14 protein-coding genes are annotated in these 16,324 nt (G+C 67.2%); 12 read left to right on the plus strand and 2 right to left on the minus strand.

The genetic code is table 11. From position 1 onward, the window contains the following. The first annotated feature begins 5 nt into the window (after positions 1 to 5). Genes WFH23_RS04070 through era form a run of 5 tightly spaced genes read left to right on the plus strand, consistent with a single transcriptional unit; the run spans position 6 to position 4,074 of the window. Positions 6 to 356, plus strand: a complete 351-nt coding sequence (locus tag WFH23_RS04070) for an HIT domain-containing protein (RefSeq protein ID WP_090148539.1) — start codon at positions 6 to 8, stop codon at positions 354 to 356. Beyond that, positions 346 to 1,392 carry a PhoH family protein gene (locus WFH23_RS04075; protein WP_442918679.1) on the plus strand — a complete coding sequence of 349 codons (1,047 nt, stop codon included), beginning with the start codon at positions 346 to 348 and terminating at the stop codon, positions 1,390 to 1,392. Before WFH23_RS04070 ends, WFH23_RS04075 begins: the two co-directional genes overlap by 11 nt. Beyond that, entirely contained in the window at positions 1,389 to 1,850 is a 462-nt protein-coding gene (gene ybeY / locus WFH23_RS04080; protein WP_090148542.1) for an rRNA maturation RNase YbeY, read from the plus strand. Before WFH23_RS04075 ends, ybeY begins: the two co-directional genes overlap by 4 nt. Next, positions 1,847 to 3,136, plus strand: coding sequence for a hemolysin family protein (locus tag WFH23_RS04085; RefSeq protein WP_336661652.1), 1,290 nt, complete (start codon positions 1,847 to 1,849; stop codon positions 3,134 to 3,136). Before ybeY ends, WFH23_RS04085 begins: the two co-directional genes overlap by 4 nt. Beyond that, positions 3,133 to 4,074: a GTPase Era gene (gene era / locus WFH23_RS04090; protein WP_090148546.1), complete on the plus strand. Its 942-nt coding sequence runs from the start codon at positions 3,133 to 3,135 to the stop codon at positions 4,072 to 4,074. Before WFH23_RS04085 ends, era begins: the two co-directional genes overlap by 4 nt. Positions 4,075 to 4,123: 49 nt before the next feature. On the opposite strand, the gene WFH23_RS04095 is transcribed toward era, so the two are convergent. Continuing rightward, positions 4,124 to 5,944 (minus strand): DUF2207 domain-containing protein, encoded by a 1,821-nt coding sequence (locus tag WFH23_RS04095; RefSeq protein WP_336661653.1) that lies wholly within the window; start codon positions 5,942 to 5,944, stop codon positions 4,124 to 4,126. Between the two features lie 206 nt (positions 5,945 to 6,150). Between WFH23_RS04095 and leuA the strand changes: the two genes are divergently transcribed. The 7 genes from leuA to WFH23_RS04130 all read left to right on the plus strand — a co-directional run bounded on the left by leuA (position 6,151) and on the right by WFH23_RS04130 (position 15,642). Further along, on the plus strand, positions 6,151 to 7,920 hold the full coding sequence (gene leuA, locus WFH23_RS04100; RefSeq protein ID WP_336661667.1) for a 2-isopropylmalate synthase: 1,770 nt from the start codon (positions 6,151 to 6,153) through the stop codon (positions 7,918 to 7,920). Positions 7,921 to 8,145: 225 nt separating this feature from the next. Then, the gene (ruvA, locus tag WFH23_RS04105) at positions 8,146 to 8,778 is read left to right on the plus strand and encodes a Holliday junction branch migration protein RuvA (protein WP_336661654.1); all 633 of its coding nucleotides are present in this window, start codon (positions 8,146 to 8,148) and stop codon (positions 8,776 to 8,778) included. Beyond that, the gene (gene ruvB / locus WFH23_RS04110; RefSeq protein ID WP_200329134.1) at positions 8,775 to 9,779 is read left to right on the plus strand and encodes a Holliday junction branch migration DNA helicase RuvB; all 1,005 of its coding nucleotides are present in this window, start codon (positions 8,775 to 8,777) and stop codon (positions 9,777 to 9,779) included. The genes ruvA and ruvB overlap by 4 nt, the downstream gene beginning before the upstream one ends. Positions 9,780 to 9,892: 113 nt before the next feature. Continuing rightward, positions 9,893 to 10,339 (plus strand): preprotein translocase subunit YajC, encoded by a 447-nt coding sequence (yajC, locus tag WFH23_RS04115; protein WP_249290704.1) that lies wholly within the window; start codon positions 9,893 to 9,895, stop codon positions 10,337 to 10,339. Positions 10,340 to 10,399: 60 nt separating this feature from the next. After that, positions 10,400 to 12,187, plus strand: a complete 1,788-nt coding sequence (secD, locus tag WFH23_RS04120) for a protein translocase subunit SecD (protein ID WP_336661655.1) — start codon at positions 10,400 to 10,402, stop codon at positions 12,185 to 12,187. Positions 12,188 to 12,189: 2 nt separating this feature from the next. Then, positions 12,190 to 13,236 (plus strand): protein translocase subunit SecF, encoded by a 1,047-nt coding sequence (gene secF / locus WFH23_RS04125; protein ID WP_090148566.1) that lies wholly within the window; start codon positions 12,190 to 12,192, stop codon positions 13,234 to 13,236. A gap of 159 nt (positions 13,237 to 13,395) precedes the next feature. Then, complete coding sequence (locus tag WFH23_RS04130) at positions 13,396 to 15,642, plus strand: RelA/SpoT family protein (protein ID WP_090148569.1); 2,247 nt, start codon at positions 13,396 to 13,398, stop codon at positions 15,640 to 15,642. On the opposite strand, the gene WFH23_RS04135 is transcribed toward WFH23_RS04130, so the two are convergent. After that, positions 15,639 to 16,094, minus strand: coding sequence for a hypothetical protein (locus WFH23_RS04135; protein ID WP_336661656.1), 456 nt, complete (start codon positions 16,092 to 16,094; stop codon positions 15,639 to 15,641). The genes WFH23_RS04130 and WFH23_RS04135 overlap by 4 nt on opposite strands. Positions 16,095 to 16,324: the final 230 nt, after the last annotated feature.

A 16,324-nucleotide genomic window follows, 5' to 3' on the forward strand; every position in this document is an offset into this window, starting at 1 on the left:
GAACCATGGCAGCAGACACCGTGTTCGCGAAGATCGTTTCCGGCGAGATCCCCGTCGAGATCCTCGCGGAAACCGATCGGGTGCTCGCGTTCCCCGATATCAGCCCGCAGGCACCGGTGCACATCCTCGTGATTCCGAAATCGACGGCGTACGCGAACGTCGCCGAACTGGCCGCCGCCGAGCCCGAGACGCTGGCCGAGATGGTCGCTGTCGCCCGGAGTCTGGCGGAGGAGCACGCCAACGGCGAGTACCGTTTGATCTTCAACAGCGGGGCGACCGCCGGCCAGACGGTGTTCCACGTGCACGCCCACCTGCTGGCAGGCAACCTCGAGGAGCGATCGCTCGGTGCCTCCTGAACTTCCGATTGATGCCGAGTCCGCCACGGGGGCGAGTGACAGCGCACGCACGGGCGATCCCGAGCTCCAGCGGACGGTGATGCTCGCGGGGGTCGATCTCGCCTCGTTCCTCGGGCACCGGGATCAGCTGATCGCCGACCTCGAGGCTCAGCACCCGGAAGTGACGTTCCATGCGCGAGATCAGGTGCTGACCCTGCGCGGCCCGGCCGGCGCGGTGCGCTCGGCTGAAGAGGTGGTCGAAGAGATTCTCGAACTCGCGAGGCGCAGCGGTGCGGTCACGCGACGCGATGTGCAGGAAGTGACACGAATGGTGCATGACGGACAGGGGCCGACGGCGGCGCAGATGCTGGGCGAGCCGATCGTCAGCGTGCGAGGGCATGCGGTTCGGGCGCAGACCCGTGGCCAGCGAGCGTACGTCGACGCGATCGACTCGCACACGATCGTGTTCGGCGTCGGGCCGGCCGGAACGGGGAAGACGTACCTGGCGATGGCGAAGGCCGTGCAGGCGCTGCAGCGACGCGAAGTGGCCAAGATCATCCTGACCCGCCCCGCCGTCGAGGCCGGCGAGCGACTCGGATACCTGCCCGGAACGCTCGAAGACAAGATCGACCCGTACCTTCGGCCGCTCTTCGACGCGATCGGATCCATGATGGACGCCGATGTCGTGCCGAAGCTGCTCGCGAGCGGAACGATCGAGGTCGCGCCCCTCGCCTACATGCGCGGCCGTACGCTCAACGAATCGTTCGTGGTGCTCGACGAGGCGCAGAACACCACGCCCGAGCAGATGAAGATGTTTCTGACGCGACTGGGCTACGGTTCCAAGATGGTCGTGACCGGGGATGTCACGCAAGTCGACCTGCCGATCGCCACCAGCGGTCTGCGCGCCGTCAAGCGCATCCTCGGCGACGTGGAAGACATTCACTTCGCCGAGCTCGGCTCCGACGACATCGTCCGGCACAACCTGGTGAGTCGCATCGTCGACGCCTACAGCGCGTTCGACCAGTCCGCGCAGCGGCAGAAGGGAGACGCCTCGTGAGCGTCGAGATCAACAACGAGTCGGGTATCGAGGTCGAGGTCGGCCGCGTGCAGCGACTCGCGGCGTTCGTGCTGGAGTCGCTCTACGTGCACCCCGACACTGAAGTGGGCGTGATGTTCGTGGACGAGGCGTCCATCGAGCGGTTGCACGTGCAGTGGATGGACGAACCCGGCCCGACCGACGTGCTGAGCTTTCCGATGGATGAGCTGCGGCCCGGCCGGGTCGATGCGCAGACGCCGGCCGGCCTCCTCGGCGACATCGTCATCTGCCCGCAGGTGGCGGAGGTGCAGGCGGAGGCAGCTGGGCATGATCTGCAGCAGGAGATCTCCGTGCTGCTCACGCACGGCATGCTGCATGTGCTCGGGTACGACCACGGAACGCCGGAGGAGGAAGCCGAGATGTTCGGTCTCCAGCGCGATCTGCTGCTCTCCTTCGCCATGCGCGAGCGCTCTCGATGAGCCTGCCCCTGGCACTGCTCTTTCTCGCGGCAGCCGTCGTACTGCTCTCCGTCGGCGGGCTGCTCGCTGCCACCGACGCCGCGCTCGGTGTGCGCTCGCGGGCCGAACTGATGGCATTGGCCGACGAGTCTCCGCGCTCGGGGGCGGCGATCCGGGCCATTGCCGAGGATGAGGGCCGTCACGCCAACGCGCTCGGGTTCACCCGCGTCTTCGCGGAGACGCTGTCCGCCGTGCTCATCACCCTCGTGCTCGCATACTTGCTCGAAACGCTCTGGCTCGAACTCGTCATCGCCACCCTCGTGATGACGGCGGTGACGTTCGTGCTCGTCGGGTCGAGCCCGCGCACGGTCGGCTCGCATCACGCCGATGCCGTCATCCGCTTCGCCGCGCCCCTCTTGCGCGGACTCCGCCTGCTGCTCGGCCCGCTGGCATCGGGGCTCATGCGATTCGGCGATCGTGTGACACCGGGCCGCGGTGCGAACCGCCGTATCCGAGACGAACAGCAGCTGCTCTCGATGGTCGATCAGGCCGCGGAGCAAGCGGTGCTCGAGAGCGACGATCGCGACTACATCCACTCCCTCGTCGAATTCGGCGAGACCCTGGTGCGCGAGATCATGGTTCCGCGCATCGACATGATCACGGTCGACGCTGATCAGAGTGTCCGCGAAGCGCTGGAGCAGTTGCTCGCCTCGCGGCACTCCCGCGTGCCCGTGGTCGACGGCGACGTCGACGACGTCGTCGGCATCGCCTATCTGCGCGACGCGAGCGGCTTCGTCCTGCGCCGACCGGAGGAATCCGAGCAGGCGCCGATCACGCGGATCGCGAAGCCGGCGATCTTCGTGCCGGAGGTCCAGCGAGCCGACGATCTCCTGCGTCAGATGCAGCGGGAGTCCAATCATCTCGCGCTGGTGGTGGACGAGTACGGCGGAATCTCAGGTCTCGTCACCCTCGAGGATCTCATCGAGGAGCTGCTCGGCGACATCTCGGACGAGCACGATCGCGATGTACCGGAGATGACGATGCGTGCAGACGGGTCGTTCGTCGTCGGGGCGCGCCTATCGGTCGGGGAACTCGGCGAATTGTTCGGCCTGGAACTGGAAGACGAGGACGTCGACACCGTCGGCGGTCTTGTGGCCAAGACCCTCGGACGTCTGCCAGAGCCGGGGGACGCCGTCGTCGTGGCGGGCATTGAATTGACCGCGATCGACACGGAGCGCCGTCGGCAGCGACTGCTCACGGTCGAGGCGCGTTGGATCGGGGAAACCGAAGGAGAGGACGGCGCATGAGCCAGCAGGAGCACATCGACGGCGGTACCGAGCAGGGCGATGCGCAGGAGAGCGGGTACCGCGCGGGGTTCGTCTCGTTCGTCGGGAGACCCAATGTCGGCAAGTCGACGCTGACGAACGCCCTCGTCGGTGAGAAGATCGCGATCACAAGCCCGAAACCGCAGACGACGCGTCGCGCCATACGTGGCATCGCCCACCGCGAGGATGGGCAGCTGATCATCGTCGATACTCCAGGGCTGCACCGGCCGCGCACCCTCCTCGGCGAGCGTCTCAACGCTCTGGTCGAGGCGACTCTCGGTGACGTCGATGTGATCGGGTTCTGCGTCCCGGCGAATGAGAAACTGGGGCCGGGAGATCGCTTCATCGATGCGCGGCTGAACGATTTTCCTCGCGCCAAGAAGGTGGCCGTGCTGACGAAGGTCGACGAAGCGTCGAGCAGCGAGATCATCGATCAGTTGACGCGACTCGGAGAGCTGCGCGAGTGGGATGCGGTCGTACCGATCTCGTCGGTGACGCGCGAGCAGCTGGACGTCCTCGCAGACGTGCTGCTCGGATTGATGCCGATCTCGCCTCCGCTCTACGAGGCCGAGCAGACGACCGATGAAGGCGAAGACGACCGGATCGCGGAACTCATCCGCGAGGCGGCGCTCGAAGGGGTTCGCGACGAGCTCCCGCACTCGCTGGCGGCCACCGTCGAGGACCGCGAAGAGCGGGAAGACGGCCTGCTCGAGATCTACGCGAATCTGTACGTCGAGCGCGATAGCCAGAAGGGCATCATCATCGGCCACCGCGGCTCGCGCCTGCGCGACGTGGGGGAGCGGGCCCGACACGAGATCGAAGCGCTGCTCGGTCGTCGCATCTACCTCTCACTGCGAGTGAAGGTGCTCAAGGAATGGCAGCGGGATCCGAAAGCGCTGGGCAAACTCGGCTTCAACTGATCCGCTCGGGCTGGCAGGCGACCGAGCCGGCAGACTGCCAGCCCGTCCGTCACCTGCCGCCGGAGAATCCGCCGCCGCCACCGCCGCCGGCGAATCCGCCACCGGTCGACCCGCCCGAGCTGCTCGACGTGTAGCTGACCGATGAACTCAACGAGTTCGTGAACTGCGAGATCGTGCTGCTGAACGACGAGACGCCGGCGAGTCCGATCCCGGGGTACCAGAGCGGCACGTATCCGCTGCGCTCCTCGTACGCGACCTGGAGCACGCGAGTCCATTCCTTCTCGAGGCCGAAGATCATCGCGTACGGCAGAAGCCGTTCGTAGAGGTGCACGACATCGACGGAGCCGTCGGCCTGACGCTCGGCGCCGCTGTGCGACTGCAGCACGCGCAGCCGATCGGCCTCGGCGACCCTGATGAACTCCCGGACTCCCAGCAGGTACTCGCGCGTCTCGGCGCCGAGTGGCGTGTACACGCGCTGCTTGACGATCGACGCCAGCGCCGTGATGAGCGCCACGACGCCCATCAGGATGAAGACCGCGGGGAGCGCGTTCCCGCGCAACGCGAAGGCCGCGACCGTGAACCCGCCGAGCACGAGTACGAGCGCGACGGCGATCCAGCCCCATCGGCGGGCGGCGCGGCTGTGCACCTTCTCGAAGTACCCGCGAGACTCCGCCGCCTTGCGCCCCTCGGTCTGCAACTCCTGCATGCGCTTGCCGAATTTCTCGTCGCTCTTCGGCAGCGGAAACGCGGCCCCGGGCGTCGGCTCGGGGAACAGCGCGTGCAGAGCGCGTGCATCGAGCGGATCCGCCGTGCGGGCCGGATCGACGAGACGCAGCACCGGCTGCGCATCTTTCGGTCCGAACAGCCCCTGCTCCGGCTCCCCGTCCTCGATGCGCAGGGTGCCGCGCACCGCGAGATGCACGAGCTGGGCAGGCGCCGAGGGCGTCGTGACTCCCGCGGTCGGGCCGGCCAGGAGCGGCGGGAGCGCGTCGGGCACGTCGTATTGCGCCACCACCGTGCCTCGCCCCGACTTTCGCCGACTGCGCATGCGGATCGCCGAACCGGCGGCGACGCCTGCCGCAGCGAGGGCGCCGCCTCCGATGAGGAGGGGAAGCGTGTCGAGCGCGAAGTTCGGCAAACGGCTCGACGGCTGCACGACCGCGCCCGATTCGAGTCCGATGGCGACGGTCACGCCCTCGCGGGCGCCGAGTTCGACTCCGCTGACCGAGTACTCCGAACCGCTCGCTGCGCGGCTGATCTCGCACTCGTCGGTCGACCCCGGCGCGCCAACATAGCAGCGGACGTTGCCGTTGACGCGATCCGCGAGGCCGGGACCGAACCCGACCGTCGCGCTGAAGCTGCCGATCGGCTGCTCGTGCTCGAAGTCGACGAGGTCCCAGTTGAATTCGTCTGCGGCGCCGTCCTCTCGGGCGAGCACGACGTCTCGGAGCGTGTACGAGATCACATACGTCTGCTCGCCTCGGACGAACCGGTCGTCGCCGGTGAGCACCGCCACGAAGCCGTCGTCCTCTTCGATCTCGAAGGGCACCGGCGCACCCGACGCGTCGGTGACCGAGAAATCGGACGGGTCGGTCGGGCTGCCCTCGTAATCCTCGGGCAGCCCTCGCACGATCCCTCGATTCTGGTCGAAGTCGGGGAACTCCGCCACGAGCGTCTCGGTCACCTCCGCGACCGCGCGGCCCTCGGAGTCCGTGTCGATCTCGTAGGCGACGTCCCAACTGCGATACGAGAAGTCGGAGACGTCTGCGGCCGCGGGAGTCGCAGCATGAGGGAGTGCCCATGCTGCAGCCGCCGCCAGGATCGCGAGGGTGCCGATGACGCGACGGGAGGTGCGAGTGCCTGAGGTCATGAGCATCAGGCTAGGGCACGCCAGTGCGCCGCGCACAGCGCCGCACGAACCGGCGCGGCAGCTGCTAGAGTGAGCGGCATGCTGTTCGGCTCGCTTCTCCTTAGCTGCCGCGACGAGTCCTCGACTTCGAACTAATCAGTCTCTGGCCTCCCTCGTCGCGGTGTTCGTGTTTGGCTGAGCAAGACCACGACGAGAAAGACGAGTCCATGCAGAACCTGCAGCAGCCCTCCGGGATGCCGACCCACCGGTACCGCCCGTTCCACGAGATCATCTCTGTCGATCTCCCCGATCGCACGTGGCCGTCGAAGCGCATCACGGAGGCGCCGCGCTGGTGCGCCGTCGACCTGCGCGACGGCAACCAGGCCCTGATCGATCCGATGAGCCCCGAGCGCAAGCGCATCATGTTCGATCTGCTCGTCAAGATGGGGTACAAGGAGATCGAGGTCGGCTTCCCGTCGGCGAGCCAGACCGACTTCGACTTCGTGCGGCACCTCATCGAAGACGACGCGATTCCGGGCGATGTCACCATCCAGGTGCTGACCCAGGCGCGCGAACACCTCATCACGCGGACGTACGAGTCGCTCATCGGCGCCAAACGCGCCATCGTGCACCTCTACAACTCCACGAGCATCCTGCAGCGCGACGTCGTGTTCCGGTCCGATCGCGCAGGCATCAAGCAGATCGCCGTCGACGGTGCGAAGCTCTGCCGGTCGAGCGAGCACATCTGCGCCGACACCGAGGTCTTTTACGAGTACTCGCCGGAGTCGTACACGGGTACCGAGCTCGAGTACGCCGTCGAGGTCTGCAACGAGGTCCTCGAGGTGCTCGAGCCGACACCGGAGCGCAAGGTCATCATCAATCTCCCCGCCACCGTGGAGATGGCGACACCGAACGTGTACGCCGATTCGATCGAGTGGATGAGCCGCCATCTCGCGCATCGCGAGAACGTCATTCTCTCGCTGCACCCGCACAACGACCGCGGCACCGCGGTCGCAGCAGCCGAGCTCGGCTACCAGGCGGGCGCCGATCGCATCGAGGGGTGCCTCTTCGGCAATGGCGAGCGCACCGGCAACGTCGACCTCGTCGCGCTCGGCATCAACCTGTTCACGCAGGGCATCGATCCGCAGATCGACTTCTCGCGCCTCGACGAAGTGCGTCGCACCGCCGAGTACTGCAACCAGTTGCGGGTGCCGGAGCGCAGTCCGTGGGCCGGAGACCTGGTGTACACCGCATTCTCCGGATCGCATCAGGACGCGATCAAGAAGGGCTTCGAGCGGATGGCGCGGGACGCCGAGGCGGCCGGCACGAGCGTCGACGAGATCGAGTGGGCCGTGCCCTACTTGCCCGTCGACCCGAAGGACCTCGGGCGGTCGTACGAAGCCGTGATCCGGGTGAACTCGCAGTCGGGCAAGGGAGGCGTCGCCTATCTGCTCAAGACGGACCACCATCTCGACCTGCCGCGGCGACTGCAGATCGAGTTCAGCTCGGTCGTGCAGAGCGTGACCGATTCCGCCGGCGGCGAGATGTCGAGCGACGAGATCTGGCGCATCTTCCAGGACGAGTATCTGCCGGCGCAGGTCGACGATGCCGAGACGTGGGGGCGGTACAAGCTGTTCCGCACATCGGCGACGAGCGCCGGCGACGGCGTCACCGAACTCGTCGTGGACTCCCGCGTCGGCTCAGAGGATCAGCGACTCACCGCGCGCGGCAACGGACCGGTCGACGCGTTCCTCAACGCGCTGAACGAGGCCGGGCACTCCGTGACGCTCTTCGACTACGTCGAGCATGCCATGAGCTCTGGCGGCGACGCCGTCGCGGCGTCCTACGTCGATCTCGAGGTCGACGGGCAGCGCCTGTGGGGCGTCGGCATCGACGCGGATACGAGCCGAGCGACGCTTGAGGCGATCGTGAGCGCGGTCAACCGCGCGGTTCGCAACCGGGCCCGCGAAGGCGTGGCCGCGTCGGCCACCGCCTGACGCGCTGCCGGTCACTGCCGGTCGTCTCCGACCGCCGTCGATCGCAGCCGACCGCCGTCGACCGCCGTCGACCGCCGCGAGCGGGGTCACTCCTCGGCGTGTTGCAGGTGAGACACGCACGAGGAGCGACCCCGCTCGCACGGCGCGGAGGGCGGTTTCGTAGATATGTTCGAATCATCGGTGTGGCGAGTCCCGCGACTGGCGCCCGTCTTCTAGGGTGATGATGTGATTGCTTCGATTCGCGGGCCCGTGCTCGCTGCGGGTGCCGGCTGGGTCGTCGTGGAGCTCGGAGGGCTCGGCATGCGCGTCGAAGTGCCGAGCGGCCGGGCCGCCGCGGCTCTGCCCGGAGACGAATTGCGCCTGCAGACCTCGCTCATCGTGCGCGAGGACTCGCTGACGCTGTTCGGATTCGCCACCGAGGCGGAACTCGACGTGTTCGGGCATCTCATCGCCGTCTCGGGCGTCGGCCCGCGCAGCGCGCTCGGCGTGCTCTCGGCCCTCACTCCGGCTGAGATCGCGGCGGCCGTGGCCGCTGACGACGAGAAGCCGTTTCGCAAGGTGTCGGGCATCGGGCCGAAGACGGCGAAACTCATCACGCTCTCACTCTCGGGCAAGCTCTCGCACCTCGCTTTCGAATCCGGCCCGGCCGCTGCCGGCATCGTCTCGCCCTCTGATGCCATCGCAGACGGCGTGCGCGCTGGACTCGTCGGCCTCGGGTGGGGGGAGGCGGAGGCCGGCCAGGCCGTGCAAGACGCACGAGATGCCGGTGCGTCGGATGACAGTGCAGGCCTGCTCAGGGCGGCACTGGCGCTCCTGCAGGCGGGTCGCAGCGGACGAGGATCGCGAGGCGTTCGGTGACCGGAGAGCTCTCCGCGCAGGCCACGGCGGCCGAACAGGGATACGAAGGCGCGCTCCGACCGACGAGCCTGGCCGAGTTCGTCGGTCAGTCGAAGGTGCGGCGTCAGCTCGGGCTGCTGCTCGATGCGGCGACCATGCGACGGCACACGCCCGACCACATCCTGCTCGCCGGCCCCCCGGGTCTCGGCAAGACCACACTGTCCATGATCGTCGCAACGGAGCTCGAGAAGCCGCTGCATCAGACGTCGGGGCCGGCGATTCAGCATGCTGGCGATCTCGCGGCAGTGCTCTCGGCGTTGACGCCGGGGGAGGTGCTCTTCATCGACGAGATCCATCGGATGGCTCGCAGCGCCGAGGAGATGCTCTACCTCGCGATGGAGGACTTCAAGGTCGACATCATGGTCGGCAAGGGGGCCGGTGCGACGTCGGTGCCGCTGGAACTCTCTCCGTTCACGCTCGTGGGGGCCACGACGCGAGCCGGTCTGCTCCCGAACCCGCTCCGCGACCGATTCGGATTCACCGCGCACCTCGAGTTCTACTCGGATGATGAGCTCGCGAAGGTGGTGGGCCGCGCCTCGAAGCTCATCGAATTCGCGCTCTCGGAGAGCGGCGTCGATGAAATCGCGCGTCGGTCGCGGGGCACCCCGCGCATCGCGAATCGGCTCCTGCGGCGTGTGCGCGACTACGGCCTCGTGCACGACCTGCCCGGGGACACCTCGACCGTGCAGGCGGCGCTCGCCCTGTACGACGTCGACGATCACGGGCTGGACCGCCTGGATCGCGAAGTGCTCAGCGCCGTAGTCGAGCGATTCAACGGCGGCCCCGTCGGGCTCTCGACGCTCGCAGTCTCCGTCGGCGAGGAGGCCGAGACCATCGAGGCGGTCGTGGAGCCGTTCCTCGTGCGCACCGGTCTGCTCTCCCGCACTCCCCGCGGGCGGGTGGCCACTCGAGCGGGGTGGGAGCACCTGGGCAAGGTGCCTCCGGGGCTCCCCGCAGAATAACGTGGGGTGTTCTCAGCGGCGACCCGGTAAACTGATCGAATCTGTGCCTCAGGAGAGGCACGAATTCGCCTGTTGAAAGGACCCTTGTGCCTCTGGACCCGATCACAATTGTGATGTTCGCGCTGATCGCGCTCTTGATCTTCTTCATGTTCCGGAACGGCAAGAAGCGCCAGGCCGCCCAGCTCGAGCTGCAGAACAGCGTTCGCCCCGGTGCGGAGGTCATGCTGCAGTCCGGCATCTTCGGCACGATCGATTCGATCGACGAAGAGGACAACAAGGTCACGCTGCGCAGCGGCACCTCGACGTTCGTCGTCCACCGCAACGCGGTATCGCAGGTCGTCACGCCGGTCGACGCGCCCGTCGAGGCGGAATCCTCCGCGCTCGCGCCCGATGACGACCCCGCATTCGGGGAGCGCTTCAGCTCGACCGACGCGGCTCCGGTCGCCGACCCGTTCGCCCCCGGCGACGTCGCACCGGCGCCCGAAGCCGATCCCCGTCGCGAAGGCGACAATGACACCGACGTCGATGGACAGGGAAACGGCTCGGCCCCGAAGGCCTGAACCGATGGCCGCGGCGTCGCCGCGGCCATCCCCTTCCACGTTTAGAGAAAGCAGTCTGTCTTGGCGTCTTCACCCGCCGTCCGGAGGGCACGTCGTTCCCTCATCCTCCTTCTCGTCTTCATCGTCGGTCTCGCTGGGTTGATCGCGTACGGCGTGTTCAACAGCAACGCGACGTGGACGCCGAAGCTCGCGCTCGATCTGCAGGGCGGCACGCAGGTACTGCTCGCAGCTGAGCAGACCGGTGGCGAAGCGGTGGCCGGCGACCAGCTGCAGCAGGCGGTGTCGATCATCCGGCAGCGCGTCGACGCGGCAGGCGTCTCCGAGGCGGAGATCACGACGCAGGGGAGCCAGAACATCTCGGTCTCGATCCCGGGCAAGGCCGACGAGGCGACGCTGCAGCGCATCGAAGCGTCTGCGAACCTGGATTTCCGACCCGTGCTCACCTACGGCATCGGCGCGAATGTCGATGAAGCGACGGCAGAGCCAGGCGCGGAGGGCGGCGAGACCGCTGAAGACGCGGGTTCCGAGGACGCTGCGTCGGAGGACGCCGCCTCGCAGGACGCTGCGGCCGATGACGAGGCGCCGTACGACGAGAGCCTCGACCCCGAGTCGATTCCGGAGAGCGCGGGCGACGTCGCCTGGATCACACCGGCACTGCAGGAGAAGTTCGACGCGTTCACCTGCTCCTCGGATGCCGCGCTCGACGCGGGCAACGCCCCGGAGGATCGCCCCCTGATCACGTGCGACGACACGGGAGCCGCCAAGTACATCCTCGGACCCGTGGAGCTCGACGGCTCCGTGATCACCGACGCGGTCGCTCAGGTCGGCACGACATCGACGGGCGCATCGACCGGCGAGTGGGTGGTCCAGATCACGATGAACAAGAAGGGCACCGAGGCCTTCGGCAAGATCAGCACCCGTCTGTTCGGCGCGCCCGAGCCTCAGAATCAGTTCGCCTTCGTGCTCGACGGCCGAGTGCTCTCCGCCCCGACGATGCAGGCGCAGATCCTCGACGGCCGCCCCTCGATCAGCGGGCAGTTCACGCAGGAATCCGCGAGCGCGCTGGCCGACCAGCTGAAGTTCGGCGCACTGCCGATCGACTTCACCGTGCAGAGCCAGGAAGACATCTCGGCGACCCTCGGCACGAGTCAGCTCTCCGCGGGTCTGCTCGCAGGACTGATCGGGCTGCTGCTGGTCGTCGTCTACTCGGCGTTCCAATACCGGGCGCTCGGTTCGCTCACGATCGCCTCGCTCGTCATAGCCGGCGTCCTGACGTATCTGCTCCTGACGTTCTTCTCCTGGCGTCAGGGATACCGCTTGTCGCTCGCGGGCGTCGCGGGCATCATCGTCGCCGTCGGATTCACAGCGGACTCCTTCATCGTGTACTTCGAACGCATCCGAGATGCGCTGCGCGATGGGTTCTCGATCGAGAGCGCGGTCGAGCACGGGTGGAAGAAGGCGTTCCGCACCGTCCTCGCCTCAGACGGTGTGAACTTCCTCGCCGCAGTCATCCTCTTCATTCTTGCCGTCGGCAACGTGAAGGGCTTCGCGTTCACGCTCGGCCTGACCACACTCGTCGACGTCATCGTCATCGCATTCTTCACGCACCCCGTGATGACGCTGCTCGCGAGGACCCGCTTCTACCAGGGCGGGCATCCCTTCTCCGGTCTCGATCCGCAGAAGCTCGGCGCCGTGTACCGAGGTCGCCTGCAGTTCCGTGAGCCCGAGGTCTCGACTCGAGGCGCCGGGAAGAAGAACTCCCGCAGCCAGGCCGAGGCCGCACGACGACAGACCATCGCCGAACGCAAAGCCCTCATGGCCGACGCTTCAGCCGGAAAGGAGAGCTGACCATGGCTCGCTCATTCGCCGAGTTCGGCAACGCGCTCTACACCGGTGAGAAGTCGATCGACTTCGTCGGACGCCGCAAGACGTGGTACGTCATCTCGATCGTGCTGATCATCATCTCGATTGCGGGCCCGTTGCTGCGCGGCGGGTTCACGTTCGGCATCGAGTTCACCGGAGGCAGTCAGTTCCAGGTGCACCTCTCGGAGGAGCAGGATCGCGACCCCGCAATCGCCGAGGCCGCCGTGCAGGAGGTGCTGCCGACGAGCGTGCCACGTGTGTCGCAGGTGGGACCCACCGACATCCGGGTGCAGACGGAGGCCCTCTCCGACGGCGAGGACCGGGCCGTGGCTGAGGCCATCGCCGGGAGCTACGACGTGCCGGTCGAGGAGGTGACGACTTCGTACATCGGTCCTGCATGGGGGCAAGACATCACGCGTCAAGCGGTGATCGCGCTGCTGGTCTTCATCGTCTTCGCGGCGCTGGTGATGGCGATCTACTTCAGAACCTGGAAGATGTCGCTGGCCGCGATCATCGCGCTGCTGCACGACCTGGTGATCACCGCGGGCATCTACGGCATCTCCGGGTTCGAGATCACGCCGGCGGCGATGATCGGCTTCCTCACGATTCTCGGGTACTCCCTCTACGACACCGTCGTGGTGTTCGACAAGATTCGTGAGAATACGGCGCCGGGCGAGCTGAATGATCGGCGGACGTTCGCCGAGTCGGTGAATCTCGGCATCAATCAGACGCTCGTGCGCTCGATCAACACGTCGGTCGTCGCGCTGCTCCCGGTGGCGTCGATCCTCTTCATCGGCGCCTTCGTGCTCGGCGCTGGAACGCTGCGAGACATCTCATTGGCGCTCTTCATCGGTATTTTCGTCGGTGCGTACTCGACGATCTTCATCGCATCGCCGGCCTATGCCCATCTTCGCGAGAGCGAGCCGGGCATCAAGAAGCGGGACGCCAAGGTGCTGCGCGTGCGCGAGCGCGACGGCGCACCGTCCGAGGCCGAGGCGGCCGTCGACGAGGCGGATGCCGCTTCCACGCGGTAGATTTCCGGAGCGCGAGAGATGAGGCCGGGGACCTTCGAGGAGACGCATTGCGTCCGCTTCGAGGGGCTCCGGCCTTCGTCGTACTCGAGGGCCGTTCCACTCGCTTTGCTCTGCGCCTCGCGCCGGGTGTAGCGTTCAACCATTCGAGTGAGGTGATCCGTGGCAACGCAAGATACGACGACGAGCGGCACGACAGCGCTTCGGCGCCTCGTGCCGAGAATTTTCTCCCGCGGGAGCGCCCCGGGCGCAGTCGATCAACTGATTCGCACGGTGCGCGGCAACCATCCGCGCGCAGACCTCACGGTCATCGAGCGCGCCTACGCCGTGGCCGAGCGCGCGCACCGCGGGCAGAAGCGGCGGAGCGGCGAGCCGTACATCACCCACCCCATCGCGGTGGCGCAGATTCTCGCTGATCTCGGTATCGCACCCAATGTGATCGCGGCAGCGCTGCTCCACGACACGGTCGAGGACACGGAGTACACGCTCGACCAGCTCACCGAGGAATTCGGCGACGAGATCGCCATGCTCGTCGACGGCGTCACGAAGCTCGACAAGGTCAAGTACGGCGACTCGGCGCAGGCGGAGACCGTGCGAAAGATGGTCGTGGCGATGTCGAAAGACATCAGGGTGCTCGTCATCAAACTCGCAGACCGTCTGCACAACGCACGTACCTGGGGCTTCGTCTCGGGCGACTCCGCGAAGCGCAAGGCGCAGGAGACGATCGAGATCTACGCGCCGCTCGCGCATCGACTCGGCATCCAGTCGATGAAGACCGAGCTCGAAGACCTGTCCTTCGCAGTCCTCAAGCCCAAGCTGTACGCCGAGATCCAGAACCTCGTCGAGCAGCGGAACCCGCAGCGTGACGAGCTCGTCGGCATGGTGATCGGTTCGATCGAGGGCGACCTTCGCGAGTCCAAGATTCGGGGCGAGGTGACGGGGCGGCCGAAGGAGCTGTACTCGATCTATCAGAAGATGATCGTGCGCGGGCGCGAGTTCGACGACATCTACGACCTCGTCGGGATCCGCGTCCTCGTGAACTCGATCCGAGACTGCTATGCGGTGCTGGGCGCCGTGCACGCACGGTGGACGCCGATTCCGGGTCGCTTCAAGGATTACATCGCGACGCCGAAGTTCAACCTGTACCAATCGCTCCACACGACGGTGATCGGCCCGGATGGCCGTGCAGTGGAGATCCAGATTCGCACGGTCGAAATGCACCAGCGTGCAGAGTACGGCGTCGCCGCGCACTGGAAGTACAAGCAGCGGCAGCAGAATCAGAGCCAGTCGTCGAACGACATGGCCTGGCTGGCGCACATCTCCGATTGGCAGGCCGAGACGGAGGATCCGAGCGAGTTCCTCGACGCGCTGCGCTACGAGATCGGCGCGAAAGAGGTCTACGTCTTCACGCCGAAGGGTCGGGTGATCGGTCTCCCCGAAGGCGGAACGACGGTCGATTTCGCTTACGCCGTGCACACCGAAGTGGGTCACCGCACCATGGGAGCGCGTGTCAACGGCCGGCTGGTGCCGCTCGAGACCGCTCTGCAGAACGGCGACGTGGTCGAGGTGTTCACCTCGAAGGATCCGAACGCCGGGCCCAATCAGGACTGGCTCAGCTTCGTGCAGAGCAAGCGTGCGCAGAACAAGATCCGGCAGTGGTTCACCAAGGAGCGCCGCGAGGAAGCCGCCGAGACCGGCAAGGTCGAGATCACGAAGGCGCTGCGCAAGCAGGGCCTGCCGCTGCACCGGGTGATGAACTCATCGGCGCTGCAGCAGATCGCTCTGCAGCTGCGCTACCTCGACGTGACAGCGCTCTACGCCGCGGTCGGCGAGGGGCACGTATCGGCGCAGTCGGTCGTGGAGAAGGTGACGGCGCTCGTATTCGACGAGCAGACGTCCACCGAACCGGCGCTCGCCACGCTCCCGATCATCGAGGCGCCGCGCGCTCCGAAGACCACGGACTCGAGCGGCGTCGTGGTCGCCGGCGCATCGGACGTGCTTGCGAAGCTCGCGAAGTGCTGCACCCCCGTTCCGGGCGACGAGATCCTCGGATACGTGACCAAGGGGCAGGGCGTCTCGGTGCACCGCGTCGATTGCCATAACTTCATCACTCTCCGGGAGCAGGAGGATCGCGTGGTCGGCGTGCAGTGGGCGCCGACGTCGAAGAGCGTGTTCCTCGTGCAGATCCAGGTGGAGGCGCTCGACCGCTCCGGATTGCTCTCGGACCTGACGCGGACCCTGTCCGAGCACCACGTCAACATCCTCTCCGCGTCGGTGAACACGTCGAGCTCGCGACTGGCGATCAGCAAGTTCGTCTTCGAGATGGCGAACGCGACGCATCTCGACCATGTGCTGAACGCCGTGCGGCGCATCGACGGCGTCTACGACGTGTACCGCATCACGAACTAGTCCGATCCAGGTGCGCGCGCCGGTGCGCTTCCGCCGATGTCGCAGCCGGTGAGTTCGTGCAGCCGCGCGGTGGCGATGCGCCGATATCGCCTGCCGCCCGCGTCGAGGGCTGCTCGCATGGCAGGGGTGCCGCCCGGATGCTGGAGGAGGAGGAGCCGACACGCGACGCGTTCGGCGTGAGTGAGCGGGGTGGGCGATCGCAGGAGATCGCACAGCGTCCGCGTCCGTGTCGTCACGCGCCCGTCGCCGATGCGGATGAAATCGTCGGGTGTGAGCGAGTGCTCGTGCACGGCGATGCCGGGCGCGGGGTTCGCGGGCGGACGTCTGCGCCCGATCGTCGAGCATCTCAACGGACTTCCTGGGTGTCGCGCCGTACCCCAGACCCACGCAGCGGTGAGCCCAATCGCGACGTACTTCTCTCCCAGCCAGGGCGCGAGCGCGGCGAGTCGCACCCGCGGAGTCTCCGGCCAGGCGACGGGCCTGAGCCCCGGGCCGCAGGGCACGAGGGAGCCACGAAGCCGCTCCGCGGAACGAATCGCCTGCGCCCACTCGTGCGTGCGAGGCACGGCGAGTCGTGGGGGGGGGCCCCCCCGCCGCGGGCCCCCCGGGGCGGGCCCGCGGGGGGGGTGGGCGCAGGGCGCAGGACGCCACCACGGGGAACCCACCCGGGGGGGGGGGCGGG

Origin of the sequence: Leucobacter sp. USHLN154, from assembly GCF_037145595.1 — a bacterium.
Taxonomy (GTDB): Bacteria; Actinomycetota; Actinomycetes; order Actinomycetales; family Microbacteriaceae; genus Leucobacter; species Leucobacter alluvii.